At 73.3% G+C, this 23,245-nt stretch carries 22 protein-coding genes; 6 read left to right on the top strand and 16 right to left on the bottom strand.

All coding sequences use genetic code 11. The features are described 5' to 3' along the window. Positions 1 to 72: 72 nt before the first annotated feature. The 3 genes from ABT299_RS14350 (at position 73) to ABT299_RS14360 (ending at position 2,573) form a co-directional block, all read left to right on the top strand. A complete protein-coding gene (locus ABT299_RS14350) occupies positions 73 to 783 on the top strand; it encodes a TetR/AcrR family transcriptional regulator (RefSeq protein ID WP_500251031.1) in 711 nt (236 codons plus the stop codon). Between the two features lie 25 nt (positions 784 to 808). After that, positions 809 to 1,285: an RrF2 family transcriptional regulator gene (locus ABT299_RS14355; RefSeq protein WP_500251032.1), complete on the top strand. Its 477-nt coding sequence runs from the start codon at positions 809 to 811 to the stop codon at positions 1,283 to 1,285. A gap of 82 nt (positions 1,286 to 1,367) precedes the next feature. Beyond that, a complete protein-coding gene (locus tag ABT299_RS14360) occupies positions 1,368 to 2,573 on the top strand; it encodes an MFS transporter (protein WP_500251033.1) in 1,206 nt (401 codons plus the stop codon). 18 nt (positions 2,574 to 2,591) lie between these two features. Here the strand turns inward: ABT299_RS14360 and ABT299_RS14365 are convergent, their stop codons facing one another. After that, positions 2,592 to 3,047, bottom strand: a complete 456-nt coding sequence (locus ABT299_RS14365) for a DUF6194 family protein (protein WP_500251034.1) — start codon at positions 3,045 to 3,047, stop codon at positions 2,592 to 2,594. A gap of 63 nt (positions 3,048 to 3,110) precedes the next feature. Between ABT299_RS14365 and ABT299_RS14370 the strand changes: the two genes are divergently transcribed. After that, the gene (locus tag ABT299_RS14370) at positions 3,111 to 3,833 is read left to right on the top strand and encodes a MerR family transcriptional regulator (protein WP_500251035.1); all 723 of its coding nucleotides are present in this window, start codon (positions 3,111 to 3,113) and stop codon (positions 3,831 to 3,833) included. 12 nt (positions 3,834 to 3,845) lie between these two features. Here the strand turns inward: ABT299_RS14370 and ABT299_RS14375 are convergent, their stop codons facing one another. From ABT299_RS14375 to ABT299_RS14445, 15 genes are all read right to left on the bottom strand, one after another. Further along, positions 3,846 to 4,856 carry a threonine ammonia-lyase gene (locus tag ABT299_RS14375; protein ID WP_500251036.1) on the bottom strand — a complete coding sequence of 337 codons (1,011 nt, stop codon included), beginning with the start codon at positions 4,854 to 4,856 and terminating at the stop codon, positions 3,846 to 3,848. A 10-nt stretch (positions 4,857 to 4,866) separates the two neighbouring features. Further along, on the bottom strand, positions 4,867 to 5,670 hold the full coding sequence (locus ABT299_RS14380; protein WP_500251037.1) for a MaoC/PaaZ C-terminal domain-containing protein: 804 nt from the start codon (positions 5,668 to 5,670) through the stop codon (positions 4,867 to 4,869). Continuing rightward, a complete protein-coding gene (locus ABT299_RS14385; RefSeq protein ID WP_500251038.1) occupies positions 5,667 to 6,842 on the bottom strand; it encodes a lipid-transfer protein in 1,176 nt (391 codons plus the stop codon). Before ABT299_RS14385 ends, ABT299_RS14380 begins: the two co-directional genes overlap by 4 nt. After that, on the bottom strand, positions 6,839 to 7,297 hold the full coding sequence (locus ABT299_RS14390; RefSeq protein WP_500251039.1) for a MaoC family dehydratase: 459 nt from the start codon (positions 7,295 to 7,297) through the stop codon (positions 6,839 to 6,841). The genes ABT299_RS14385 and ABT299_RS14390 overlap by 4 nt, the downstream gene beginning before the upstream one ends. Then, entirely contained in the window at positions 7,294 to 8,364 is a 1,071-nt protein-coding gene (locus tag ABT299_RS14395; RefSeq protein WP_190857032.1) for an acyl-CoA dehydrogenase family protein, read from the bottom strand. The genes ABT299_RS14390 and ABT299_RS14395 overlap by 4 nt, the downstream gene beginning before the upstream one ends. Continuing rightward, on the bottom strand, positions 8,364 to 9,362 hold the full coding sequence (locus ABT299_RS14400) for a bifunctional MaoC family dehydratase N-terminal/OB-fold nucleic acid binding domain-containing protein (RefSeq protein ID WP_500251040.1): 999 nt from the start codon (positions 9,360 to 9,362) through the stop codon (positions 8,364 to 8,366). The genes ABT299_RS14395 and ABT299_RS14400 overlap by 1 nt, the downstream gene beginning before the upstream one ends. Then, a complete protein-coding gene (locus ABT299_RS14405) occupies positions 9,359 to 10,522 on the bottom strand; it encodes an acyl-CoA dehydrogenase family protein (protein ID WP_500251041.1) in 1,164 nt (387 codons plus the stop codon). Before ABT299_RS14405 ends, ABT299_RS14400 begins: the two co-directional genes overlap by 4 nt. An 82-nt stretch (positions 10,523 to 10,604) precedes the next feature. Beyond that, entirely contained in the window at positions 10,605 to 12,260 is a 1,656-nt protein-coding gene (gene casI / locus ABT299_RS14410; protein WP_500251042.1) for a steroid-22-oyl-CoA synthetase, read from the bottom strand. Then, positions 12,253 to 13,452, bottom strand: a complete 1,200-nt coding sequence (locus ABT299_RS14415; RefSeq protein ID WP_500251043.1) for an NADH:flavin oxidoreductase — start codon at positions 13,450 to 13,452, stop codon at positions 12,253 to 12,255. The genes casI and ABT299_RS14415 overlap by 8 nt, the downstream gene beginning before the upstream one ends. 115 nt (positions 13,453 to 13,567) lie before the next feature. After that, positions 13,568 to 13,918 carry a hypothetical protein gene (locus tag ABT299_RS14420; protein ID WP_190857027.1) on the bottom strand — a complete coding sequence of 117 codons (351 nt, stop codon included), beginning with the start codon at positions 13,916 to 13,918 and terminating at the stop codon, positions 13,568 to 13,570. Between the two features lie 2 nt (positions 13,919 to 13,920). Then, a complete protein-coding gene (locus tag ABT299_RS14425; protein ID WP_500251044.1) occupies positions 13,921 to 14,694 on the bottom strand; it encodes an ABC transporter ATP-binding protein in 774 nt (257 codons plus the stop codon). Next, positions 14,691 to 15,428, bottom strand: coding sequence for an ABC transporter ATP-binding protein (locus ABT299_RS14430; protein WP_387022635.1), 738 nt, complete (start codon positions 15,426 to 15,428; stop codon positions 14,691 to 14,693). The genes ABT299_RS14425 and ABT299_RS14430 overlap by 4 nt, the downstream gene beginning before the upstream one ends. Next, positions 15,415 to 17,673 (bottom strand): branched-chain amino acid ABC transporter permease, encoded by a 2,259-nt coding sequence (locus ABT299_RS14435; protein ID WP_500251045.1) that lies wholly within the window; start codon positions 17,671 to 17,673, stop codon positions 15,415 to 15,417. Before ABT299_RS14435 ends, ABT299_RS14430 begins: the two co-directional genes overlap by 14 nt. Before the next feature lie 33 nt (positions 17,674 to 17,706). Continuing rightward, on the bottom strand, positions 17,707 to 19,128 hold the full coding sequence (locus ABT299_RS14440) for an ABC transporter substrate-binding protein (RefSeq protein ID WP_500251046.1): 1,422 nt from the start codon (positions 19,126 to 19,128) through the stop codon (positions 17,707 to 17,709). A gap of 122 nt (positions 19,129 to 19,250) precedes the next feature. Then, entirely contained in the window at positions 19,251 to 20,012 is a 762-nt protein-coding gene (locus ABT299_RS14445; protein WP_387022644.1) for an SDR family NAD(P)-dependent oxidoreductase, read from the bottom strand. Between the two features lie 190 nt (positions 20,013 to 20,202). On the opposite strand from ABT299_RS14445, the gene casG reads away from it, so the two are divergent. Both casG and ABT299_RS14455 read left to right on the top strand, forming a co-directional pair. Beyond that, complete coding sequence (casG, locus tag ABT299_RS14450; RefSeq protein WP_500251047.1) at positions 20,203 to 21,831, top strand: steroid-24-oyl-CoA synthetase; 1,629 nt, start codon at positions 20,203 to 20,205, stop codon at positions 21,829 to 21,831. Positions 21,832 to 21,886: 55 nt separating this feature from the next. After that, positions 21,887 to 23,161: a M48 family metalloprotease gene (locus ABT299_RS14455; protein ID WP_500251048.1), complete on the top strand. Its 1,275-nt coding sequence runs from the start codon at positions 21,887 to 21,889 to the stop codon at positions 23,159 to 23,161. The last annotated feature ends 84 nt before the right edge of the window (positions 23,162 to 23,245 follow it).

The following is a 23,245-nucleotide window of genomic DNA, read 5'->3' on the forward strand; positions in this document are numbered from 1 at the left end:
TGCCGTTGATTTACTACACGCCGTTCAATTCGAGCACGCCGTACAGTAGTCCAACGCTGTAGAGTGTCAAGCGTGAACGACCCGACCCCGAGCCGCCGCGCCCGGCTGCGCGCGCAGACCAGCGACGAGATCAAGGCGATCGCGCTCAAACTGCTGGCGGAGGGCGGCCCGGACGCGATCTCGCTGCGCGCCATCGCCCGCGAGATGGGCATGACGGCCGGCGCGATCTACAGCTACTTCGCCACCCGCGACGACCTGGTCACGACGCTGATCGGCGACGTGTACGGCGCGGCGGTGGACGCCGCCGAGGCCGCCCGCGACGCCGTCCCGGAGTCCGACCCGGGCGGCCGGATCCTGGCCTGGGCGCAGGCCATGCGGGAGTGGGCGGTGGCCAACCCGGAGGGCTTCCGGCTGATCTACGGCGACCCGGTGCCCGGGTACCAGGCGCCCGGCGACGGCCCCGGCAAGGCCGCCGAGCTGCGCGCCTGCACCGGCCTCGTCGGCCTCGTCGCCGCCGCCTGGCCGGCCGCCGCCGCGCTCCAGGCGGACGGCCGCCGCTACGCCTGGGACGACTTCGACCCCGGGCTCGTCGGCCACGTGCGGGAGGACTTCCCCGGACTGCCGCCGGAGGCGCTCGCGCTGACCCTGCGGGTGTGGGGGCGGATGCACGGGCTGATGGCGCTGGAGATCTACGGACACCTCCGGCCGCTCGTGCACGACCCGGCGGCCGTCTACCGGGACGAGATGCGCGACCTGATCGCCTCCCTGGGCCTCGCCGCCTAAACGGGGACATGTATAGTCCCGGTTCATGAGGATGGGCGAGGGCGTCGAGTGGGGACTGCACTGCTGCGTGACGCTCGGCTGGCTGGACGACCGCGCGCCGGTGTCGATCCGGCGGCTGGCCGCCTGGTTCGACCTGCCGCAGGAGTACCTGAAGAAGCGCCTCCAGCCGCTCGCCCGCGCCGGGATCCTGACCTCGGCGCCGGGCGTGCGCGGCGGCTGGTCGCTCGCCCGCCCGCCCGGGAGGATCTCGGTGATGGAGGTCGTCACCGCCCTCGAAGGGCCGCTCGAGGCGTTCCGCTGCACCGAGATCCGGCAGCGCGGGATCGGGGGCCGTGACGCCGGCCGCGAGTTCGAGGCCCCCTGCGGCATCTCCGCCCTGATGCGCCGCGCCGAACTGGCGTGGCGCCGCGAGCTGGCCGGCACCACCATCGCCGACCTGATGGACCGAGCGCCCGACGGCGGCGCCCGCACCCGGCGCAACTACGGCCGCCTCACCGACTGACCGCTCCGCCGACCGACCGCCATACCGACCGCCGCACCGACCGCCGCATGGCCTGGGCTTCTCTGGAGAGGAAACAGGGACATTGAATACCCCGATACATCGACAGAGGGAGGCGCGGTCCGCACCGGCCGCGGACCCCGCCCCGCGCGGGCTCGGATCCACGCTGATCCTCGGGCTCGGCACCTTCGCCGTCGGGACCGACGCCTACGTGGTCGCCGGCTTCCTGCCCGACATGGCGTCCTCGCTGCACGTCTCCGAAGGCACCGCCGGGCAGTCCGCCACCGCCTTCGCGATCACCTACGCCGTGCTGTCCCCCGTGCTCGCGACCGTCCTCGCCCGCGTCCCCCGCCGCGCCCTGCTCGTCGCCGCGCTCGCCGTGCTGGCCGCCGCCAACCTCGGCTCCGCGCTCGCGCCGGACTTCTCGGTCCTCATGGTGTCGCGCGTCGTCGCCGCGGCCGGCGCGGCGGCCTTCACCCCCAACGCCGGAGCGGTCGCCGCCTCGCTCGTCGCCCCCGCCCAGCGCGCCCGCGCCCTGGCCGTCGTCATCGGCGGCCTCACCGTCGCCACCGCCCTGGGCGTCCCCCTCGGCAGCCTCGCCGCCCGGACCCTCGACTGGCACGTCGCGCTCGCCCTCGTCGCGGCCCTGTGCGCGGTCGCCGCCGCGGGCGTGCTCCGCGCGATGCCCGCGCTCCCCGGCGGCCCCCGCATCCCGCTCCGCCGGCGGCTCGCCGCGCTGCGCCACCCCGGCGTCGTCGCCGTCCTGCCGCTGACCGTCCTCGGCATGGCCGCCGGTTACGGGCTGTACGCCTACGCCGTCCCCATCATGCGGGCACTCGGCGCCGGCGGGAGCGCGGAGCCCTGGCTGCTGTTCCTCTACGGCGCCGGGGCCGTCGCCGGCAACCTGGTGGCGGGGGCGCGCGTCGACCGCCACGGCCCCCTCCGCGTCCAGGCCGCCGGCTACACCGCCCTCGCCGCGACCCTGGCCCTGTTCACCTGCGCGTCCGCGACGGGCACGTCATGGCTCCCGGTCACCGCGCTCCTGATGATCGCCTGGGGCGCCACCACGTGGTTCCAGACCCCGGCCCAGCAGGTCCGCCTCATCAACGCCGCCCCGCAGGAGACCGCCGTCGTCGTCGGGCTGAACGCCTCCGCCCTCTACGCCGGCATCGGAGCCGGCACCGTCCTCGGCGGCGTCCTCCTCCCCCACGGCGCCACGGCGGCCCTCGCCGCCTGCACCGCCCTAGCCGTCCTCTGCCTCCTCCACCTGTTCCTCACCCGCCGCCACTGACCGCGCCGCTCGCCCCGCTTACGGCCGGCGGAGGGCGGAGCGCCTCTCGTAGCGGCGGCGGGCCTGGCCGTGCGCTGTGCGGAGCAGCTCCCGCATCGCCTCCCCGGTCGCCGGTCCCGGATTCACCACGGCGAGCCAGCCCGCGTCCTCGTAGACGGGGTGCGCTTGGAGGACGTCCGCCGCGCTCGGATCGCCGGGGCCCTGCGACGTCCACCGCGCGAAGGCGTCTTTACCGGCGGCGATGTTCACCCGGAACGCGCCGGGCCGGTCCAGCCGCGACTCCTCGTCTCCCGGGTAGTCCTTCGTCACGACCGTCGCGAACGGCTGCGTCGCCTTCGGGACGGCCCCATCCGGCGCGTAGTAGAAGAACGCGTCGCCCCACGCGATCTCGGGCGAACCGTCGTCCGGCCCGGGTTCGAGGACCAGCACGCCTCCGAGGCCGCGGACGAACTCGATGATCTCCTCGATGCTCATGCCTTCTAGCGTTACATTCATGTGCTTGTGGAGACTTCGAGGCGGAAAGTACGAGGCCACGCCGTGAGAAGTCGCAACTCGCTGCGCACGGTCGACGTCGCCCGACGCGCGGGGTGCTCCGTCCAGCAGGTGCGCAACCTCGAACGCGACGGCGCGCTCCCGCCCGCGTCGCGCACCGCCTCGGGCTACCGGCGCTACGCCGAGGCCCACGTGCGGTCCGCGCTCGCCTACCGGGCCCTCGCCGCCGCCACGGGCCCCGTCGAGGCCAAGACGATCATGCGCGCGGCGCAGGCCCACCCCCGCTCCGGCCTGCTCGCCCTGCTGGACGACGCGCACGCCCGCCTCGCCGCCGAGCGCCGGGACCTCGCGCTCGCCCGGGACGCCGCCGAGGCGATCACGGCCGAGCCCATGGGCAACGTCCGCCCGTCCGACGCGATGACCGTGTCCGAGCTGGCCGCCGCCCTCGGCGTCCGCACGTCCACGCTGCGCCACTGGGACACCGAGGGCCTCGTCGTCCCCGCCAGGACCGGCCCGAGCGGCGCGCGCAGGTACTCGCCCGCGGACGTCCGGGACGCACGGATCGTCCACCAGCTCCGCCTGGCCGGCCACCGCATCGCCCCGCTGCGCGCCCTCATGCCGGAGCTGCGCCGCGCCCGGCGCTGGGCCGACCTGACCGCCGCCTTCGACGCCCGTGACGCGGCCATCGACGCCCGTTCCAGGGCCCTCCTCGAAGCCGCCGCCGCGCTGGCCGCCCTGCTCGCGCCCGAGGACGAGCAGCCTGCGTGACCGGCGCCCGCCTCAGGCCCCGTGACCGGAGGCGATGCCCGGAGCGATCCCGACCCATCGGCGGTAGGCGTCCATGTCGACGTTGCCTCCGCACACGATGGTGGCCACGTGCCGCCCGGCGAAGCGGTCCCGGTCTTCGAGGACCGCCGCGACGCCGAGCGCGGCCGACGGTTCGACGACCAGGCCCGCGTGGTCGAGGAGCAGCCGCATGCCCGCGGTGATCGACTCCTCGCGGACCAGGACGGCGTCGTCGGCGACCTGGAGGAGGTCGTCCAGGACGACCGGGATGGGCCGCCGGCCCGCGACGCCGTCGGCGATCGTGTCGGTCGGGCCGGTGGTGACGACGCGTCCCCGGCGCCACGACAGCGTCATCGCCGGCGCGCCCAGCGGCTGCACGCAGATCACCTCGACGCCGGGCGCCAGGGCCTTGAGCACCTGGCCCACGCCGGTGGCCAGCGCCCCGCCGCCGAGCGCGATGAGGACGGCGTCGAACGCCGGCGCGGCGTCCGCCAGCTCCAGGCCGATGGTCGCCGCGCCCTCGCAGGTCTCGATGTCCAGGCTGTCCTCGACGAGCCGGACGCCGTCGTGGCGCGCGACGTCGGCGGCACGCTCGCGGGCCGCCTCGAAGTCGCCGTCCACCACTTCCAGCCGGGCGCCCAGCGCGCGGATGCGGTCGAGCTTGGCCGCGGGCGCGGAGCGGGACGCGACGACGGTGACGTCGAGGCCCCGGCGGCGCCCCGACCAGGCGAGGGCCTGGCCGAGGTTGCCCGCGCTGGCGCACACCGCGGCCCGCGAACCCGCGCCGGGACCGGCACCGGGACCGGCGAGCAGGCTCGCGACCACCTCGGTGCCGCGCCCCTTGAAGCTGCGGACCGGGTTCGCGGTCTCCAGCTTGACGCTCACCGCGCACCCGAGCTCCGGCTCCAGCGCCTCGCACCGGTACAGCGGCGTGTCGAGGAAGACCGGATCGATCATCTCGCGAGCCGCCCGGACCCGCCCGACGTCGATCCGCGTCCTCACCACGCCTCGAACCCTAACGCGCCCCGGTGAAGGCCGCCCGGGCGGCGGACAGGACCGTGGTGCCGTCCACGGAGGCTTCGAAGGCCGTCGCGCCGCCGTCCTTCCACGCCTCGACGGCGAGCTCGTCGCCGGGGAACACCGGGGAGGCGAAGCGCGCTTCGAGTTCCTCCAGGTCGGCGGGGTGGGCGCCGACCGCGGCGGCCAGCGGCAGGGTCACGGCGGCCAGGGTGCACAGGCCGTGCATGAAGGGCCGCGGCATGCCCGCGGCCTTGGCCGCCTCCGGGTCGATGTGCATGTGGTGCCGGTCGCCCAGCAGCCGGTAGAGCGCCGCCTGGTCCGGGTCCGTCCGGACGGGCACGGACAGGTCCGGCGCCCCGGACGGCCGGGGCCGCGCCGACGGGCCCCGCTCGCCGCCGAAGCCGCCGGATCCGGGCGCGAACAGCGACCACGTCGCCTCGAAGTACGGACTGGTCACGGTGACGTCGAAGACGGCCGCGCGGCCCTTGTCCCAGACGTCGGAGACGTGCGCGGACATCTCGACGGCTCCCGCACGCGGGAGGGGCACGAGGACGCGGAGGCGCTGCGTCCCGTGCACCGCCGTCCGGACGTCGAAGGCGCCCGCGGAGCCGAGCGCGTCGGGCGCCCACTGCGCGAGCGTCAGCGCGAACGTCGGCAGGACCCGCAGCCGCTCCTCGAAGACGAGGTCGAGGTCGGTGGCGTGCGCGCCGACCGCGAGCGCGTAGAGGATGGGGCGCGTCTCGTCGTACTCGACGGTGCGGGCGCCGAGGGCGCGGCCCTTCCAGTCGCCGGCGTTCACTGGTCCGCTCCCAGGATCAGGCCGCTGGTCGGGACGCCGGTTCCGGCGGTGACCAGGACGTTGTGGACGTCGCCCGGCTGGTTCACCGAGGCGCCCCGCACCAGCCGGACGGCCTCGGCGATGCCGTTCATGCCGTGGATGTAGGCCTCGCCGAGCTGGCCGCCGTGGGTGTTGAACGGCAGGCGGCCGGTGAGCGCGAGGTTGCCGTCGGCGATGAAGTCCTTGGCCTCGCCCCTGGCGCAGAAGCCGAGCTCCTCCAGCTGCGGGAGGACGAGCGGCGTGAAGTGGTCGTAGAGGATCGCGGCCTGGATGTCGGCGGGCGTCAGGCTCGACTGGGCGTAGAGCTGGCGTCCGACGAGCCCCATCTCGGGGATGCCGGAGATCTCGGAGCGGTAGTAGCTCGTCATCATGTGCTGGTCGTTGCCCGAGCCCTGCGCGGCGCCCCAGATGAGGGCGGGACGGTGCGGGAGGTCGCGGGCGCGCTGCGCGGACACGATGACGAGGGCCTGGCCGCCGTCGCTCTCCTGGCAGCAGTCCAGCAGGTGAAGGGGTTCGGCGATCCAGCGGGACGCCTGGTGCTCTTCGAGGGTGATGGGCCGCCCGTGGAACCACGCCTTGGGGTTGGTGGCGGCGTGCGCGCGGTCGACGACGGCGACGCGGCCGAAGTCCTCGCTGGTCGCGCCGTACTCGTGCATGTAGCGGGTGGCGAACATGGCGACCCACTGCGCCGGGGTCGACAGCCCGAACGGGGTCATCCACGAGTAGGCGGCGCGGTCGGCGCTGACGTCCATCGGCCGGCTCGCCTGGCCGAGGCCGTAGCGCTCGCCGGACCGCTCGTTGAACGCGCGGTAGCAGACGACGACGTCGGCGACGCCGGTCGCGACGGCCATCGCGGCCTGCTGGACGGTGCCGCAGGCGGCGCCGCCGCCGTACCCGACGCGGGAGAAGAACGTCAGCTCGCCGATGCCGAGGTTGCGCGCGATGTGGATCTCGCTGCTGGTGTCGGCGGTGAAGGTGACCAGGCCGTCGACGTCGGACGGTTCGAGCCCGGCATCGGTGATGGCGGCGAGGACGGCCTCGCAGGCGAGCTGCAACTCGCTGCGCCCGGACTCCTTGGAGAACTCGGTGGCACCGATGCCGGTGATCGCGGCGGCGCCGGGCAGGACGCTCACGCGGCGCCTCCCTGCTCTCGGCCGGCGGGAAGCTCGACGACGGCGGTCCCGGTGACGTGCGGGCCGATCGCGTTGACGCCGCGCACGGCGATCTCGACGCGGTGGCCGTCGTCGTGCTTGGCGGAGACGGTGCCGGTGAGGACCATGGTGTCGCCCGGGTAGTTGGGGGCGCCGAGCCGGATCCTGATCGCCTTCACCCGGGCGGCGGGTCCCGCCCAGGAGGTGACGTACCGGTCGACGAGCCCGTTGGTGGTCAGGATGTTCATGAAGACGTCCTTGGAGCCGCGCTCCTCGGCGAGCGCCGGGTCGTGGTGGACGTCCTGGTAGTCGCGGCTCGCCAGGGCGGTCGCGACGATCATCGTGCGGGTCAGCGGGATCGGCAGCTCGGGCAGCTCCTCCCCGACGGCGACCTCGTCGTAGGCGCGGCTCGCGGTCCGGCTCGCGGTCGCGCTCACAGGGCGGCGCCCAGGGCCTCGAGGTCGGCGGACGCGCCGCCGAGCATCCCGGAGATCTGCTTGCCCCACAGGAAGTGCCGGTGGACGGGGTAGTCGACGTCGACGCCGATGCCGCCGTGCAGGTGCTGGACGCGGTGGACGACGTTGAGCCCGCCCTCGTCCGACCACCACTTGGCGACCAGGACGGCGGTGTCGGCGTCCTCGCCCGCGTCGATCAGCGACACGGCGTGCCACACGGAGACGCGCAGCGCGTCGATCTCGATGTAGCAGTCGGCGAGCTGGTGCTGCGCGGCCTGGAAGGTGCCGAGCGGGCGGCCGAACTGCTCGCGGGTGGAGAGGTAGTCTGCGGCGAGGCGGAGCGCGCCGTCGGCGACGCCGGTCTGGACGGCGGCGAGCGCGACGCGCGACAGCCGCAGCGCGGTGCCGAGGGACCCGGCGGGGAGCTGCTGCGCGGGCGCGCCGTCGAGGGTCAGGGTGGCGGCGCCGTCGTGCGCGGTGGTGTCGACGTGCTCCCAGCTCACCCCGTCGACGCCGGTGCCGAGGAGGAACAGGCCGGGGCCGGCCGGGGTGCGGGCGGCGACGAGCATGAAGTCGGCGCCTTCGGCGTAGGGGACGGCGGCCTTGGTGCCGGTGAGCCGCCATCCGTCGCCGTCGCGGGCGGCCTCGCAGCGCGGGTCCGCCGGGTCGGCGGGCGCGAACTCCTCCAGCGCGAGCGTCAGCCGGGCCGTCCCGTCGACGACGCCGGACACCAGCAGCCCGGAGGTGTTGTGCGCGGCCAGGGTGAGCGCGGCGGCGAGCGACGGCCACAGCGGGACGGGCGCGACGGCGCGGCCCTGCTCCTCCAGCAGGACGCACAGCGCGCCGACGCCGAGGCCGGCGCCGCCCGCGTCCTCGGGCAGCGCGACGCCGAGCAGCCCGGCGGACGCGAGCTCGCCCCAGAGCGCCTGGTCGGTGCCGGTGCCGGAGCGCTCGGCGGCGCGAATCCGCTCCTGCGTGGCGTGGTCGGTGAAGATCTGCCGGGCCAGGTCCCTGACCGCTTCCAGCTCCTCGCCAAGGGTGAAGTCCATCAGCGCTCCTCGTGTGCGGCCGGGCGGAACACCGGCAGCGAAAGGTCAGGGTCGGGGTCGATCCAGTCGAGGACGACGGACATGCCGACCTCGACGTCCGCGGGCTCGACGCCCGCCATGTTCGCGATCAGGCGGGTGCCCTCGGCGAGCTCGATCACCGCGACCACCAGCGGGTAGTCGAACGCGGGGTGCCGCGGGTGGTGGTTGACCGTGAAGGTGTAGACGTGGCCCCGGCCGGACGACTCGACGGTGTCCCACGCGAACGAGCCGCACTGGGGGCAGCAGGGGCCGGGCGGGTGCCGCAGCGACTTGCAGTCGGCGCACCGCTGGACGACGAGGCGGTGCTCGCGGGCGGCCTCGAACCAGAACGCGTTGTCGGGGTTGATCGCGGGACGCGGCCGCAGCGCCTTCGGCTTCTCCTCCGCCTGCTCGACGGGCTTCTCGGCGGCCTGCGCGGCGGGCTTCTCGGCGGGGCGGAAGCGGAGCGTCCGCCACCGCTGCGTCGCGACGACCTCGCCGGACGCGTCCCGGTACGTCTTCACCGTGCTGACGAACCGCCCGGCCCCGAGACCGGTCCTCTTCTCGGGGGAGATCGACTCGACGTGCTCCTCGACGGACACGTGGTCGCCCGGGACGAGCTCCCGCTCGAACTCCAGCTCGGAGTCCGTCGCGACGACGGAGGTGTAGCCGCCCTCGGCGAGCAGCGCCACCAGCTCGTCGAACCCGCTCGGCTCGGACGGCGGGCGGACGGTCGCCGCGTAGCCCCGCATCGTCCACGCCTGGACCATCGACGCGGGCGCCACGACGCCGTCGCGCCCGGTGGCCTTCGCGGCGTCCTCGTCCAGGTAGATCGGGTTCGCGTCCTCCATCGCCTCGACCCAGTGCCGGATCATCGGCACGTTGACCGGGTCCTGCCCGGGGCGCCGCGCGACCAGCTCGCGCCCGACCCACGCCTGGAGGCGCTCCTCGTAGTCCCCGCTCACGCCGGCGCCGCTCATGACCGCTTCACCCTCGGCAGCCCGAGCCCCTGGACGGCGACCATGTCGCGCAGCACCTCGTTGACGCCGCCGCCGAAGGTGTTGACGATGCCCTGCCGGGACAGCTGCTCGATCTGCCCGAACAGCACCGCGCCCGGCGACTCGGGACGGATCCGGCCCGCCGCGCCGAGGATCCCGGTCAGCGTCCGCTGCACGAAGATGTGCGTCTCGGTGCCGTAGGACTTCGCCGCGCCGGCCTGCGCGCCGGTCAGCTCCCCGGCCTCGACCGCCATCGTCATCTTCCAGTTCATCAGCCGCATCGCCTCGAGCCGGGCGTAGGTGCGGGCGAGGTCGGCGCGCACCCACGGCAGGTCGATGACGCCGTTCTCGCGGGCCCAGTCCCGGACGTCCTCCCACAGCCGGATCATCCGGCCGCCGAGCGCGGCGAGCCCGATCCGCTCGTGGTTGAGCTGGGTGGTGATGAGCCGCCAGCCGCCGTCGACCTCCCCGACGACCTCGGTCGCCGGGACGCGGATGCCGTTGTAGTAGGTCGCGGTCACGACCATCCCGCCGACCGTCTGGATCGGGCTCCAGGAGAAGCCGTCCGCGCTGGTCGGGACGATGAGGATCGAGATGCCCTTGTGCTTCGGCACGTCCGGGTTCGTCCGCGCGGCGAGCCAGACGTAGTCGGCTGTGTTGGCGCCGCTGGTGAACACCTTGTTCCCGTCGACGACGTAGTGGTCCCCGTCGAGGACGGCCCTGGTGCGCAGCGAGGCCAGGTCGGTGCCGGCGTCGGGCTCGGAGTAGCCGATCGCGAAGACGATGTCGCCCGCGAGGATGCCGGGCAGGAACCTCTTCTTCTGCTCCTCGGTCCCGTACCGCATCAGCGTCGGGCCGACCGTGTTCACGGTGACGAACGGGAACGGCAGGCCCGCGCGCTGCACCTCGTCGAAGAACACGTACTGCTCGGCGATCGACTTGCCCTGCCCGCCGTACTCGGCGGGCCAGCCGTAGCCGAGCCAGCCGTCCTGGCCGAGCATCTTGACGATCTCGCGGAACGTGCCGCCGCCGACGCCCTCCTCGCCGGCCCGGCGGCGGACGTCCGGGGGCAGCAGGGCCGCGAAGTAGGCCCTCAGTTCCGCGCGCAGTTCCCGGTGCGCTGCGGACTCACGCAGATCCATGTACGCCTCTCGTGGTCGTCGAGCCGGTTCGGCCGTGTCCGGTGGGGTCGTGTCCGGTGGGGTCGGGGTGGTCGGGGCGGGGTCAGGGGAGGAAGCGTTCGCGGCCGCTGGCGGCGAACTCCGCGCGGAGCGCCGCCTTGTCCGCCTCGGTCATCGGACGGTAGCCGGGCGCGCCGCGGCCGGCCCACCGGTAGACGGGGTCGGTGGTGCGCCACCCCTCCAGTTGCAGCTGCTTCTTGCTGAGCTTGCCGGAGCCGGTCGTCGGCAGCGCGTGCGAGACGCGGACGAAGCGCGGCGCGCCCTTGGTGCCGAGGTCGTCCTGGGCGGCGAGGAACGCGGCGAAATCCAGGTCGGCGAACTCCACGTCGGCGGGGATCTCGATCGCGGCCATCACCTGGTCGCCGGAGCGCGGGTCCGGGACGCCGAACGCGACCGCGTCCACGATCTTCGGATGGCGGCGGACGACGGTCTGGGTGAGCAGCGCGGAGATGTTCTCGGAGTCGACCCGGATCCAGTCGCCGGACCGTCCCGCGAAGTACAGGAACCCGGCCTCGTCGATGTAGCCGAGGTCGCCCGTCCAGTACCAGCCGTGCCGGACGCGCTCGGCGTCGGCCTCGGGGTTCTTGTAGTAGCCCTCGAACTTCTCGGCGCCGTCGACGTCGACGATCTCGCCGACCGCCTCCTCGGGGTTGGTGACGCGGCCGTGCCCGTCCAGGACGGCGCGGGCGCACGTCTCGCGGGTCTCGGGGTTCACGATGCGGACACCGCCGTGCATCGGGACGCCGAACGCGGTCGGCGGGGTGTCCGGCACGCGCTTGATCATCCCGGCGCCCTCGCTGGACCCGTACCCCTCGACGAGCCGCGCACCGAAGCGGCGCAGGAACGCGGCCTTGTCCTCCGGCGACGCCTCGGTGCCGAACCCGTGCGTGAGGGTGTTGTCGGCGTCGTCCGGCCGCTCCGGCGTCGTGAGGATGTAGCCGATCGCCTTGCCGACGTAGGTGAAGAACGTCGCGCCGTAGAAGCGGACGTCCGGCAGGAACCCGGACGCGGAGAACTTCGGCGTCAGCACGACGCACGCGCCGGCGGCCAGCGACGGCGCCCACAGCGCCATCAGCGCGTTCCCGTGGAACAGCGGCATCGGGCAGTAGCTGATGTCGTCGCGCTTGATGTCGTACTTGGCGCTGTTGGCGCGGCCCAGCTCGGCGAGCCGCCCCTGCGAGCAGCGCGCCGCCTTGGACGCCCCGGTCGTGCCGGAGGTGAACAGCAGCAGCATCTGCGTCTTCGGAGTGATCGCCGGGTCGCGTTCGGGCTCGCAGGCGTGGCTCTCGACGAGCGGCGCGTAGCCGGGGTCGTCGACCAGCAGGAAGCGGTCGCGGGGGACGCCGACGTCCAGGCCGTCCAGCAGCTTCGCGCCGGCCGCGTCGGTGACGATCAGCTGGAGGTCGGTGTGCCGGACCTCCTGCTCCAGGTACGCGCCGGTCCGGGTCGGGTTGATCCCGACGATGGTCGCACCGCTCAGCGCCGCCGCGCCCAGCCACAGGACGTACTCGGGCACGTTGTCGAGCAGCACGCCGATGTGGAACGGTCCGTCCCGGCGCAGCCCCCGGGCCAGCGCCGCGCGCGCGGCGCTCTCCCTGACGACCCCGTCCCACGTCCACGTCCGCTCGCGGCTGCGCAGGCCGGGCCGCTCGTCGCCCAGCCTCTCCAGGAGCAGGTCCGCGATCGTCTCGTCACGCACTCGCGCTTCCCCAGGCGGGCTCGGTGGACAGGACGCAGTGGGTGCCGCCGTAGATCGCCGTCATGCACTTGTTGCAGTGGATGCACAGCGACCCGGTGGCGGGCTCGTCCTTGATCCGGTTGATCAGGTCGGGCTCGCGCAGCAGCGCGCGGGCCATCGCGACGAACTGGAAGCCCTCCGCCATGGCGGTGTCCATGCCGGCGCGGTCGGTGACGCCGCCGAGCAGGATCATCGGCAGCTTCACCGCCGCGCGGATCTGCAGGGCGTCCTTGAGCAGGTAGAGGTCCCGGTACGGGTAGGACTTCAGGAAGTGCTTGCCGATCAGCTTGATGCCGAGCCTGGTCGGCTGCTTCATGACGGCGGCGAACTCGTGCAGCGGCGCGTCGCCCTTGAACAGGTACATGGGGTTGAGGAGGGAGCTGCCGGCGGTCATCTGGAGGGCGTCGACCGAGCCGTCCGCCTCAAGCCACCGCGCGACCTGGATCGCCTCGTCGATCCAGAAGCCGCCGGGCACGCCGTCGTCCATGTTCAGCTTCGCGGTGACCGCGATGCGGTCGCCGACGGCGTCGCGGACGGCGCGGCCGATCTCGCGGGCCAGCCGGGCGCGGTTCTCCAGCGACCCGCCGTACTCGTCCTTGCGGTGGTTGACCTTGGGGCTGAGGAACGAGCTGGTCAGGTAGTTGTGCCCCATGTGGATCTCGATCGAGTCGAACCCGGCCTCGATCGCCATCCGGCCCGCGCGGGCGTGCGCCTCGACGACCCGCTCGATGTCCGCGTGCGTGGCGGCCCGGGCGACGGTCTGCGTCGTCAGGTGGAAGTGGCGGCTCGGCGCGAGCGAGGGGAGCTTGTTGCTCTTGGGGTTGGCGACGGGGCCGGCGTGCCCGATCTGCGCCTGGACGGCGGCTCCCTCGGCGTGCACGGCGTCGGTCAGCTTCCGCAGGCCGGGCATCGCCTCGTCCCGCCAGTGGATCTGCCGGCTGTCGGTCCGGCCCTCCGGCGCCACCGCGCAGTACGCCACGGTCGTCATCCCGACGCCGCCGCGGGCGTGCCGCACGTGGAAGTCGATCAGCGCGTCGGTGACCTGCCCCTTCCTGGTCAGCCCCTCGTAGGTGGCCGCCTTGACGGTGCGGTTGCGCAGCGTGATCGGCCCCAGTTTCGCCGGGGTGAACACATCGGGGGTTTCCTTGGTCATCGAGTTCCCTGGGTGAGTCTTGCGGGTCGCCGCGGGCCCGGGTGGGTGCCCCTCGACGTTAATCAGCGGGATGCCCGGACGTTCCGGACATCCCGCTGACTGGGAGCGACGGGCCTCAGCGCGATTCGAGCGCCGCGGTGATCTGGTCGGTGTGGGACTGCTGCTCCAGCAGCTGCCGCAGCAGCCACAGCCGCAGGACGCGGGTCACGGCGGACGCCAGGTACAGCGCGGCGCCGAGAACCGTCACCGCCAGGAAGCCGGTGGCGAGCGTCTGCAGCGACCCGACGTCCCGCATGTCGTCCTGCGCGAGCGAGACGTTGTAGGCGACGAACGCGCCGACCACCCCGACGACCATCGCGAGCGCGCCGGCGATCCGGAGCGCCCCGTCGAAGCGCGGGCCGTCGGCCTTCAGCCTCTGCCGGGCCACGTCGTCCTTGAACTTCTCGCGTCGTTCCTCGGTGAGCATCGTCAACCTCCCAGGTAGTCGCCGGCCATCCGGCCCTCGATCTCGGCGGGCGCGCCGGCCGCCACGACCCGCCCGTTCAGCATCAGCGCCGCGGTGTCGGCGATCGGCAGCACGGCGCGCGCGAACTGCTCGGCCACCAGCACCGACAGGCCCTCCTCGACCAGCTCGGCGACCGTCTCGTACATCCGCGTCACGATCATGGGCGCGAGGCCCATGGACAGCTCGTCGAGCAGCAGCACCGCGGGGTCGGTGCCGAGCGCCCGCGACAGCGCGAGCATCTGCTGCTCGCCGCCGGACATCGACCCGGCGAGCTGGTCCCGCCGCTTCCCGAGGATCGGGAAGCGGCCGTACGCCTTCTCCTCCAGGTCGGCGAGCTTCGCGCCGGTTCCGGTCGCGGCCCACAGGTTCTCCCGGACGGTCAGGTTCGGGAACACGCCCCGGCCCTCCGGGATGGAGCAGACGCCCAGCTTCGCGGCGTCCTGCGCGGAGATGCCGTTCACCTTCCGCCCGGCGAAGCGCAGTTCCCCGCCCGTCGCCGGGCGCAGGCCCGCGCACACACGCATGGTGGTGGACTTGCCGCCGCCGTTCGGGCCGAGCAGCGCCAGCAGCGAGCCCGGCCTGAGCGCGAGGTCGACGCCGTGCAGCACCTCGATCGCGCCGTACCCGGCGCGGACGCCGGCCAGCTCCAGCAGTGGCTCCGCCCCGGTCTCCGTCCCGGTCATGCGTGTGCCCTGCGGGGGGACGACCCCCCACGCCCCCCGGTTCGCTTCGCTCATTTGAGAGCCTCCTCGGTGCCGATGTAGGCGGCGACGACCTTCGGCGACTCGCGGACCTCCCGCGGCGTGCCGGACGCGATCAGCTCGCCGTAGTCCAGCACGTGGATGGTCGAGCACAGCCGCATGACCAGCGGCAGGTCGTGCTCGACCAGGCAGATCGCGAGGCCCTCCCCGGCCAGGCCGGTGAGCATCTCCGCGAACGCCTCGGTCTCCCGCTCGGTCTGCCCGGACGCGGGCTCGTCGAGCAGCAGGACGCGCGGCGAGGTCATCAGCGCCCGCGCCACCTCGACGACGCGGGCCCGCCCGATCGGGATGTCCGACACGTCGCGGTCGGCGATGTCGGTCAGCCCCGTCCGTTCGAGGACCCGGTCGGTGGCCTCGTTCAGGTCGAACCGCCCGCGGCGGCCGCGGCTGCGCAGGACGTCCCCCGCGACGCGGACGTTGTCGCGCACCGACAGCGACAGGAACAGCTCCAGCCGCTGGAAGGTGCGCGCCATGCCGCGCCGCGCGCGCTTGGCCGGGGACAGCCCGGTGATGTCGGCGCCGTCCAGCAGCACCTGACCGGACGCGGGCTTCTGGAGCCCGGTGATGGTGTTGAACATCGTGGTCTTGCCGGCGCCGTTCGGGCCGATCAGTCCGGTGATCCGCCCTTCGTCCATGGTGAGCCCGACGCCGTCCACCGCGGTGTTGCCGCCGAACCGCACGGTGATGTCCCGTGTCTCAAGCAGGGGCATTGGCCTCTCCCTTCCCGGCCAGGACGGGCGCGGGACGGGCCGGCCGGTGCGCGGCCGGCAGCCCGAGCGCCCGGTCGAGCTCGGCCCGCAGCTCGTCGGTGTACGGCTCGTCCACGCCGGCGAGCTCCGGCGGCGTCCGCGCGGCGCGCCCCTCCGCCTGGTACATGTCGCCGACGAGCGGCAGGAACATCGCCGCGCACAGCGCGGCGATCCCGAACGTCCAGGCGCCGATCACGCCGGTGAGGGCCAGGACGTACAGCACCGCGCCCGCCGCGCCGGACGCGTACAGGACGGGCCTGGCGCCGTCGCGCGTCCGCCGGTAGCCGTCGGCGATGTCGTGCACGAACCCGCTCGGGTTGCGTCCGACGCCCATCCCGACGAGCGCGGTCAGGACCAGGACGAGGTGGCCGAGCAGGGTGTAGACGTTCGCCATCCCCTCGTGTCCCAGGGCGAGGTCGTTGAACGTGGCGACCAGCACCGCGGATCCGACCCCGGCCATGAGCCCGCCGACCAGCGCGCCGCTGATGTAGCCGATCCCGGCGACCACGACGAGCATCAGCAGGCCGAGGCTGCCGACGAAGGTGAAGTTCTCCTGCGAGACGGTGCCGGTGGCCGACGCCATCAGCACCCCGCCGAGCCCGGCGATCGCCGCCGAGATCATGAAGACGCTCAGCTTCAGCCGGACGAGGTCCTGGCCGAGCATCGCCGTCGCGGCCGGGCTGTCCTTCATCGCCGCGAGTCGGCGCCCGTATCCGCTGCCCCGCAGCGCGGCGAGCCCGATGCCGATGAGCGCGAACAGCACCGTCGCGGTCAGCAGCGAGGACGTCCCGTTCCGCAGGTCGAGCGGGCCCGCCCGCAGCGGCGGGACGACCAGCGACCCGTCGGGGAACAGGGTGAACCTCACTCCGAGCAGCTTGTGTTCGGTGGTGTCGCGCAGGACCATGTTCGACAGGAACTCCCCGAACGCCAGCGTGGCGAGCGCGAGGTAGAGGCCGCGCAGCCGCAGCGCCGGAAGCGCGACGAGCCCGCCGACCAGCGCCGCCGCGACGACGGCCAGCAGCACGCCCTGCACGTTCAGCCGCGCGTCCAGGCCGGTGCCCCGCACCCCGAAATGGAACGCCACGACCGTCGCGACGGCCCCGAACGCCAGCGGCGCGAGGTTCAGCTCGCCGGCGTAGCCGGTGAGGACGGTCAGCGACAGCGCGATGATCGCGAACGTCATGCCGAGCGCGAGCGTGGTGATGCCCGCGTCCGACAGCAGCAGGCTGTAGAGGTACACGCCGGCGACCAGGACCGCGCCCCACACCGCCGCGGACCGCACGGTCGGCGGCCGGTACCGCTCGCGGGTGCGGACGGCGGCGCCGCGCAGCCGGTCCTGCGGCAGCACCACCAGCACCGTGAACAGGATGATCATCGGCAGCGAGACGCGCAGGTTGCCGGTGAAGGTGCCGGCGGACGGCAGGTAGGCCAGCACGTAGTTCGCCGCGAGCCCCAGCACCATCGCGCCCGCGAAGGTGCGGGGGATGCTGCGCAGTCGGCCGAACATCGCCGCGGCGAACGCGTCGATCACCAGCAGGGTGAGGTGGTCGGCGTCCAGCGCGCCGCCGCTGATCGGCACGATCAGGACGCCCGCGGTCACCGCGAGGGTGGAGCCGAGCGCCCACGACAGCATCGCGGCGCGCTCGGGGTCGTGCCCGGTGAGGCGCAGCAGGTCCGGGTCGTCGACCGAACCGCGCGTCACCACGCCCGCCCGGCTGCGGGTGAACAGCACCCGCAGCCCGGCGGCGATGGCCACGGCGGCGACCAGGCAGACGATCTCGTGGTACCGGACCTCCACCCCGCCGACGGAGACCTTCGCGCCGGTGCCGAAGAACATGTCCACGGTGCGGGCCTGGTCGGGGTCCCACACCCACTGGGCGAGGTACACCGTGCCGAGCAGCACCGAGACCGTCACGATGATCTTCGTGACGTCCGCGGTGCCGCGCAGGCCCTTCATGATCACCGCGTGCAGGGCCGCGCCCATCACCGGGCCGACCACCCCGATCACCGCGACCAGCGCCAGCCACACCGGCCACCCCCACTGCTGGAACTGCCAGTAGAGGAACGTGCCGAACATGGCCTGCGCGCCGTGCGCGAAGTTGAAGATCCCCGAGGTGTTGTACGTCAGCACCAGCCCGGACGCCGCGATGGAGTACACCGCGCCGAGGACGAGGCCCAGGATGGTGTAGGTCAGGAACGTCGTCATTGGTTCACCGCCATGTGTCGCGCCTCCGGCGGGTCAGGAGGACTGGGGCTTGATGACGTCGCCGGTCAGGAACTTGGTCGACTTGCGGTCGCCGTCGAGCGTGGTGCCCCAGGTCTTCGGGTCGGTCTTGATGACGAAGTCGCCGCCGCACTCGAACTCGCCGACGTTCTTCGGGAAGACCTGCTCGTACTTGTCGCCGTGCAGCCGCACCATCAGCGCGCACGACGCGGGCTTGTTGGCGCCCGGGTCGGTCGGCGCGTGCAGCCCGCCGCCCGTCCACTCGTGGACCTTCGCCAGCTCGTTGACCATGCACTGGCGGGTCAGTTCCGACCCGCACGCCTTGGCCGACTGCGCCCACAGCAGGAACGCAGACGTCGCCTGCATGCCCAGCAGCGCGATCTTGCCCTTGTGGGCGTTGACGATGTCCATGTACTGCTTGACCGCGGGCACCTTGGCGGCGTTCTCGAACGGCTGGAAGATCATGCCGATGTTGATGTCGTCGCCGATGCCGGACTTGTTCCACTGCGAGACGAGCGAGCTGTACCAGGTCGCCTCGAACAGGTACGTCGGCTTGAGGCCGGCCCGGTCGTCCGCCTCCAGCAGGCCGAACGCGGCCGGGGTCGGCGAGCCGGACGTCCACAGGGTCTTCGCGCCGCAGTCCTTGATCTTCAGCGCGAACGGCGTGTAGCTGCTCTCACCGGCGTTGTTGGTCTTGACGCCGCAGTCCAGCGGCTTGACGCCGATCTGCTTCATCGCGGCCTCGACCTTGGCGTTGCCGGTCTCCACCGCGGGGGAGGTCGTGTGCAGCAGGTCCGTCTTGTCCTTGAAGTCCGGGAACTCCTTCTCCGCGATCCGCAGCGCCCCGATGTTGTACAGGTCGACCGGGTACGGGACGGCCTCGTACTTCATCGGGCCCATCGCCGCGTTCGGGCCGACGGTGTAGCCGGCGACCGTCGGCAGCTTGCAGCCGACCCGGTACTGCTCGGCCGCGTCGTCCATCGCGAAACCCTGCCCGACCAGCATGAAGTCCTGCTTGCAGGCCTGCTGCATCACCTTCACGGACTGCGTGTAGGCGGCGTCGTACTGGTCGCCCTTGATCTTGCGGCCGTTGATGCCGCCCTGCTGGTTGCACCAGTCGATCATGGCGCTGACCGCGTCGCCCATCTCCTTGGACAGGCCCGGCGCGGTGGTCGAACCGCGGTCGTCGCCGAACCCGATGCGGATCTCGCCGTCGGTGACGCCCTGGTCGGTGGAGCCCTTCGCGTCGCCCTTGCCGCACGGGGACGGCAGCGTCCCGAACGAGGTGGCGCTCGCACCGGCGCCGGTGGAACCGCCGTCCCGCGTCCCGCCGCCGCCGGACGTCGCGTCCGAGCCGGAGCGCGAGCTGGCGCAGGACGCCAGCAGCGTCACCGCGAGGGCGCCCACTGCGAGGCGTCCGATCTTCTCGACCTTCATTAGGCCGTTCTCCTTTCACCGGCCGCGGCGAAGCGGCGGTGGGGTGGGTGAGGTGCGGCGGGGGGCGTTGGTCTCTGCCCTCGGCTCGGGCGTGCCCGGTCGGCCGGTGGGGTCCGGAGTGGTCAGCCGAAGTAGGCCTGGCCGCCGTCCAGCGGGACGGTGGCGCCGGTCAGGTAGCGCATGGCGGGCTGGACGAGGGCGACGACGGCGTTGCCGATGTCGGCCTCGCAGTCGCCGATGTAGCCGAGCGGGATGGTCTTGCGGAACTCCTCCGCGGCCTCCGGGTTCGCCTCCGCCCACTGCTTCAGCCCGGGTGAGAGGGCGTGCGGGGCGATGGAGTTGGCGCGGATCCCGTCCGGGCCCCACTCGGCGGCGGCCGTCCGGGTCAGCGACCGCAGCGCCTGCTTGGCCGCCGCGTACGCGCCGTACGTCGCCGGGTCCCAGCGGACCATCGCGGACGTGACGAGGTTGACGATGCTGCCGCCGCCCCGCGCCTTCATGTGCGGGTGGCACGCCCTCATGAACGCGAACGCCGCGAACGGGCCGGTCATGAAGCCCTTCTGGAACTTGGCGTCGCTCATCGTCAGCAGCGGCCCGTAGGCGCCCGAGTAGGCGTTGTTGACGAGGACGTCGACACCCCCGAACCGGGCGGCGACCGCGTCCACCACGCCCGGGATCGCTTCGGTGTCCGCCACGTCGCAGGCGAACGGCTCGGCCTCCGCGCCCCGCTCCCGGACGAGGCCGCACGTCGTCTCCAGCTTCGCCGGCGTCCGGCCGAGCACGGCGATCGCCGCGCCCTCGGACGCCAGCGCCAGCGCGATCCCCTGGCCGACGCCCTGGCCCGCACCGGTGACGATCGCGACCTTCCCGTCGAGGCTTCCCATGTCATCCCCCCTGCATCCGTCCTGGTGCGGTCATGGTGATGTGACGCGGCCCACGCGTTCGTCGCAGTCCCGCTGACCGGGAACGCTCCAAGTCGGGCGGGTACCCTGCGGCTCGGTCTCGCTCAGCGGAAAGAGCCGCTGGATCCCGCGGCCGAGGTGAGAGCCTTCGGCCACGCGAGGAGGAGGCCACATGCCCACGACGGCGATGGAGATCATGCAGCGGCTGACGGGGCCCGGCGGCGAGTTCGAACTGCGCGAGGAGGACGTCCTCGGCGCCCGCCTCCCGGTGTTCGCCGGGCGGGCCCGGAGCCTGGGCGAGGTGCTCGCACGCTCCGCCGGGTACGGCGACCGCGACTACATCGTCACCGCGACCCGCCGGCTGAGCTTCGCCGCGCACGCCGCGCAGGCCGCGTCGCTGGCGAAGGCGCTGCGCGAGGAGCACGGCGTGCGGCCCGGCGACCGCGTCGCCATCGACGCCGCCAACACCCCCGAATGGATCGTCGCGTTCTGGGGGGCGATCGCGGCGGGCGCCATACCCGTCGGGTACAACGCCTGGTGGGCGCCCCGCGAGGTCGAGTACGCCCTCGGCCACACCGAGCCGGTGCTCGTCGTCGCGGACGCCAAACGCGCCGCCCAGATGCCCGCGGGCACCCGCGTCCTCACGATCGAGGAAGACGTCCCGGCGCTCGCGACCCGGTACCCGTCCGCCGCCCTGGACGTCCCGGACGCCGCCGAGGACGACCCGGCGGTCATCCTCTACACCAGCGGCACGTCGGGCCGCCCGAAGGGGGCGGTGCACTCGCACCGCAACCTGACCTCGGTGATCGAGTACCACCGGCTGAACGACGCGCTGCTGCGGGCCTTCGGCGACCCCTCCGACCCCGCGTCCCGCCGCTACCTGCTCGCGCTGCCGCTGTTCCACATCGCCAGCCTGCACAACCTCGCCGTCCCCCGGCTCGCCACCGGCACCGCCGTGGTCATGCACGAGGGCGCGTTCGACGTCGACAAGGTCCTGCGGCTGATCGAGAAGGAGCGCGTCACGAACTGGGGCGCCGTGCCCACGATGGCGAACCGGATGATCGAGCACGGCGACCTGTCCCGGTACGACACGTCCTCGCTCACCGGGTTCGCGCTGGCGTCCGCGCCGTCCTCCCCGGCGTTCAAGGAGAAGCTGCGCGCCGCGTTCCCGCCGGCCGCGAACGCCCTCGTCGACAGCTACGGGCTCACCGAGACGTGCACGGGCGTCGCCGTCGCGTCCCCCATGGACCTGGCCGAGGCGCCGGGCACGCTCGGCCGCCCCGTCGCGGGCGTCGCGCTGGAGATCCGCGACCCCGACGGCAAGCCTCTGCCGGAGGGAGAGGAGGGCGAGGTCTGCGTCCGCAGCGCCTACAACATGCTCGGCTACTGGCGCGACGAGGAGGCCACCGCCCGCGCCATCGGCCCCGACCGCTGGCTGCGCACCGGCGACATCGGCACGGTCGAGCAGGGCCGCCTCCGCCTCACCGCCCGCCGCTCCGACCTGATCATCCGCGGCGGCGAGAACGTCTACCCGGCCGAGATCGAGAACGCCCTCGCCGAGTACCCGGGCGTCCGCGAGTGCATCGTCCTCGGCGTCGCGCACCCCGACCTCGGCCAGGAGGTCCTCGCCGTCGTCGTCTTCGGCGCCGATCCCGCCTCCGAGGCGGACCTGACCGCGTTCGCCCGCGAGCGCCTCGCCTACTTCAAGGTCCCGTCCCGCTGGAAGATCACCACCTCGCCCCTGCCCCGCAACGCCACCGGCAAGGTCATCCGCCGCCAGGTCGAGGAAAGCCTCGGCTGATTCGTTACCGGACGAACCGGCCACCACCCCGAAGATCGCTTTAGGATCCTCGGCCATGAGCGGAGTGATCACGCCCGACCAGTGCCCGGACTGCGCCGACCCACTGACGCCGGTCGCGGGCTTTCCGGCCTGGTGCGCGGCCTGCGGATGGGGCGTGGTCGAGACGCCCGCCAGCCCGACCCCGCGGCCCGGCCTTCTCCGCGCGCGCCTCGACCAGAGGTCGGCGCGGATGGTCGAGTCGCTGTACGAGGAGGTGGCGGGCTCCTCCGCGCACCGCCCGGGATGGGACGCCGCGCGGGTCGCCTCCTACGGGGTCGCGCTCTGCGTGCACGCGCTGGCCGTCGCCCTCGCCGCCACCGCCGTCTGCCTGATCGTCCTGATCCCGAACATCGTGACGGTCGTCCTGGCGATCGTGGCCGCGCTGATCGCCTGGGCGATCCGGCCGCGCTTCGGCAGCCTGCGCAAGACACCGGACGTCCGCCGCCGCGCCGACGCGCCCGCCTTGTTCGGCCTGCTCGACCGGGTGGCGTCCGATCTGGGGGCGCGGCCGATCGACGCCGTCGTCCCATCCGAGGCGTACAACGCCGGCTATGCCGCGCTCGGGCTGCGCCGGCGCCGCGTCCTGGTCCTCGGACTCCCGCTGTGGGAGGCGATGCCGCCCGAGCAGAAGGTCGCGCTGCTGGGCCACGAATTGGCGCACGGCGTGAACGGCGACGCCAGGCACGGGGTGATCGTCGGCACGTCCCTGTCCACGCTGGGCCGCCTGCACGGCCTCCTCCGGCCGGGCCCTAGGGACCACAGGCAGAACTACTTCATCGACCTCGCGGTGCGGACGATCCAGCGGGTGGCAAGCGGCCTGGTCGCCGCCGTGTTCGTCCTCCAGCGGGCGCTCACCCTCCGCGCCGGGCAGCGGGCCGAGTACCTCGCCGACGACCTCGCCGCCCGGATCGCCTCACCGGCAGCCACCGCCGACATGCTCGGCACGCTCCTGGTCGCGGAGGACACGCACGCCACGACCGTCCAGCAGCACATGCTCAACGACCGCAAGACGGACTACTGGGATGCCTACCGCGACGCGCTCGCCGCCGTCCCCGAGTCCGAGCGCGAACGCCGCCGCCGCACCGCCGCGCACCGGGCCCTGCGCGTGGACGAAAGCCACCCGCCCACGCATCTGCGCATCGCGGTGCTGCGCGGCCGTCCGGCCGCCGAACCGGCGGTCGTCATGGAGCCCGGTGAGGAGGAGCGCATCCGCGCCGAACTCGCCGCCGAGTACGGCACGATCGCCCGCCGCCTCCGCGACGACGCCCGAGAGCGGCTCTACCGCCACTGATCCGGGACGCGCGATCGACCGTAGCCGCATCCTACGTAGAACGCATCTACGTGATCTGGGGCGAGAATCGGCGCCCCACCGCAC

This window comes from Spirillospora sp. NPDC000708, from assembly GCF_040299565.1.
Lineage (GTDB): Bacteria > Actinomycetota > Actinomycetes > Streptosporangiales > Streptosporangiaceae > Spirillospora.

Excerpts from the sequence above, each read along its gene's own strand:
- ABT299_RS14355 (WP_500251032.1), top strand. The coding sequence starts at position 809 with ATGAGGATGGGCGAGGGCGTCGAGTGGGGACTGCACTGCTGCGTGACG.
- ABT299_RS14365 (WP_500251034.1), bottom strand. The coding sequence starts at position 3,047 with ATGAGCATCGAGGAGATCATCGAGTTCGTCCGCGGCCTCGGAGGCGTG.
- ABT299_RS14395 (WP_190857032.1), bottom strand. The coding sequence starts at position 8,364 with ATGGACTTCACCCTTGGCGAGGAGCTGGAAGCGGTCAGGGACCTGGCC.
- ABT299_RS14400 (WP_500251040.1), bottom strand. The coding sequence starts at position 9,362 with ATGAGCGGCGCCGGCGTGAGCGGGGACTACGAGGAGCGCCTCCAGGCG.
- ABT299_RS14405 (WP_500251041.1), bottom strand. The coding sequence starts at position 10,522 with ATGGATCTGCGTGAGTCCGCAGCGCACCGGGAACTGCGCGCGGAACTG.
- ABT299_RS14415 (WP_500251043.1), bottom strand. The coding sequence starts at position 13,452 with ATGACCAAGGAAACCCCCGATGTGTTCACCCCGGCGAAACTGGGGCCG.
- ABT299_RS14420 (WP_190857027.1), bottom strand. The coding sequence starts at position 13,918 with ATGCTCACCGAGGAACGACGCGAGAAGTTCAAGGACGACGTGGCCCGG.
- ABT299_RS14425 (WP_500251044.1), bottom strand. The coding sequence starts at position 14,694 with ATGAGCGAAGCGAACCGGGGGGCGTGGGGGGTCGTCCCCCCGCAGGGC.
- ABT299_RS14430 (WP_387022635.1), bottom strand. The coding sequence starts at position 15,428 with ATGCCCCTGCTTGAGACACGGGACATCACCGTGCGGTTCGGCGGCAAC.
- ABT299_RS14435 (WP_500251045.1), bottom strand. The coding sequence starts at position 17,673 with ATGACGACGTTCCTGACCTACACCATCCTGGGCCTCGTCCTCGGCGCG.
- ABT299_RS14440 (WP_500251046.1), bottom strand. The coding sequence starts at position 19,128 with ATGAAGGTCGAGAAGATCGGACGCCTCGCAGTGGGCGCCCTCGCGGTG.
- ABT299_RS14445 (WP_387022644.1), bottom strand. The coding sequence starts at position 20,012 with ATGGGAAGCCTCGACGGGAAGGTCGCGATCGTCACCGGTGCGGGCCAG.
- casG (WP_500251047.1), top strand. The coding sequence starts at position 20,203 with ATGCCCACGACGGCGATGGAGATCATGCAGCGGCTGACGGGGCCCGGC.
- ABT299_RS14455 (WP_500251048.1), top strand. The coding sequence starts at position 21,887 with ATGAGCGGAGTGATCACGCCCGACCAGTGCCCGGACTGCGCCGACCCA.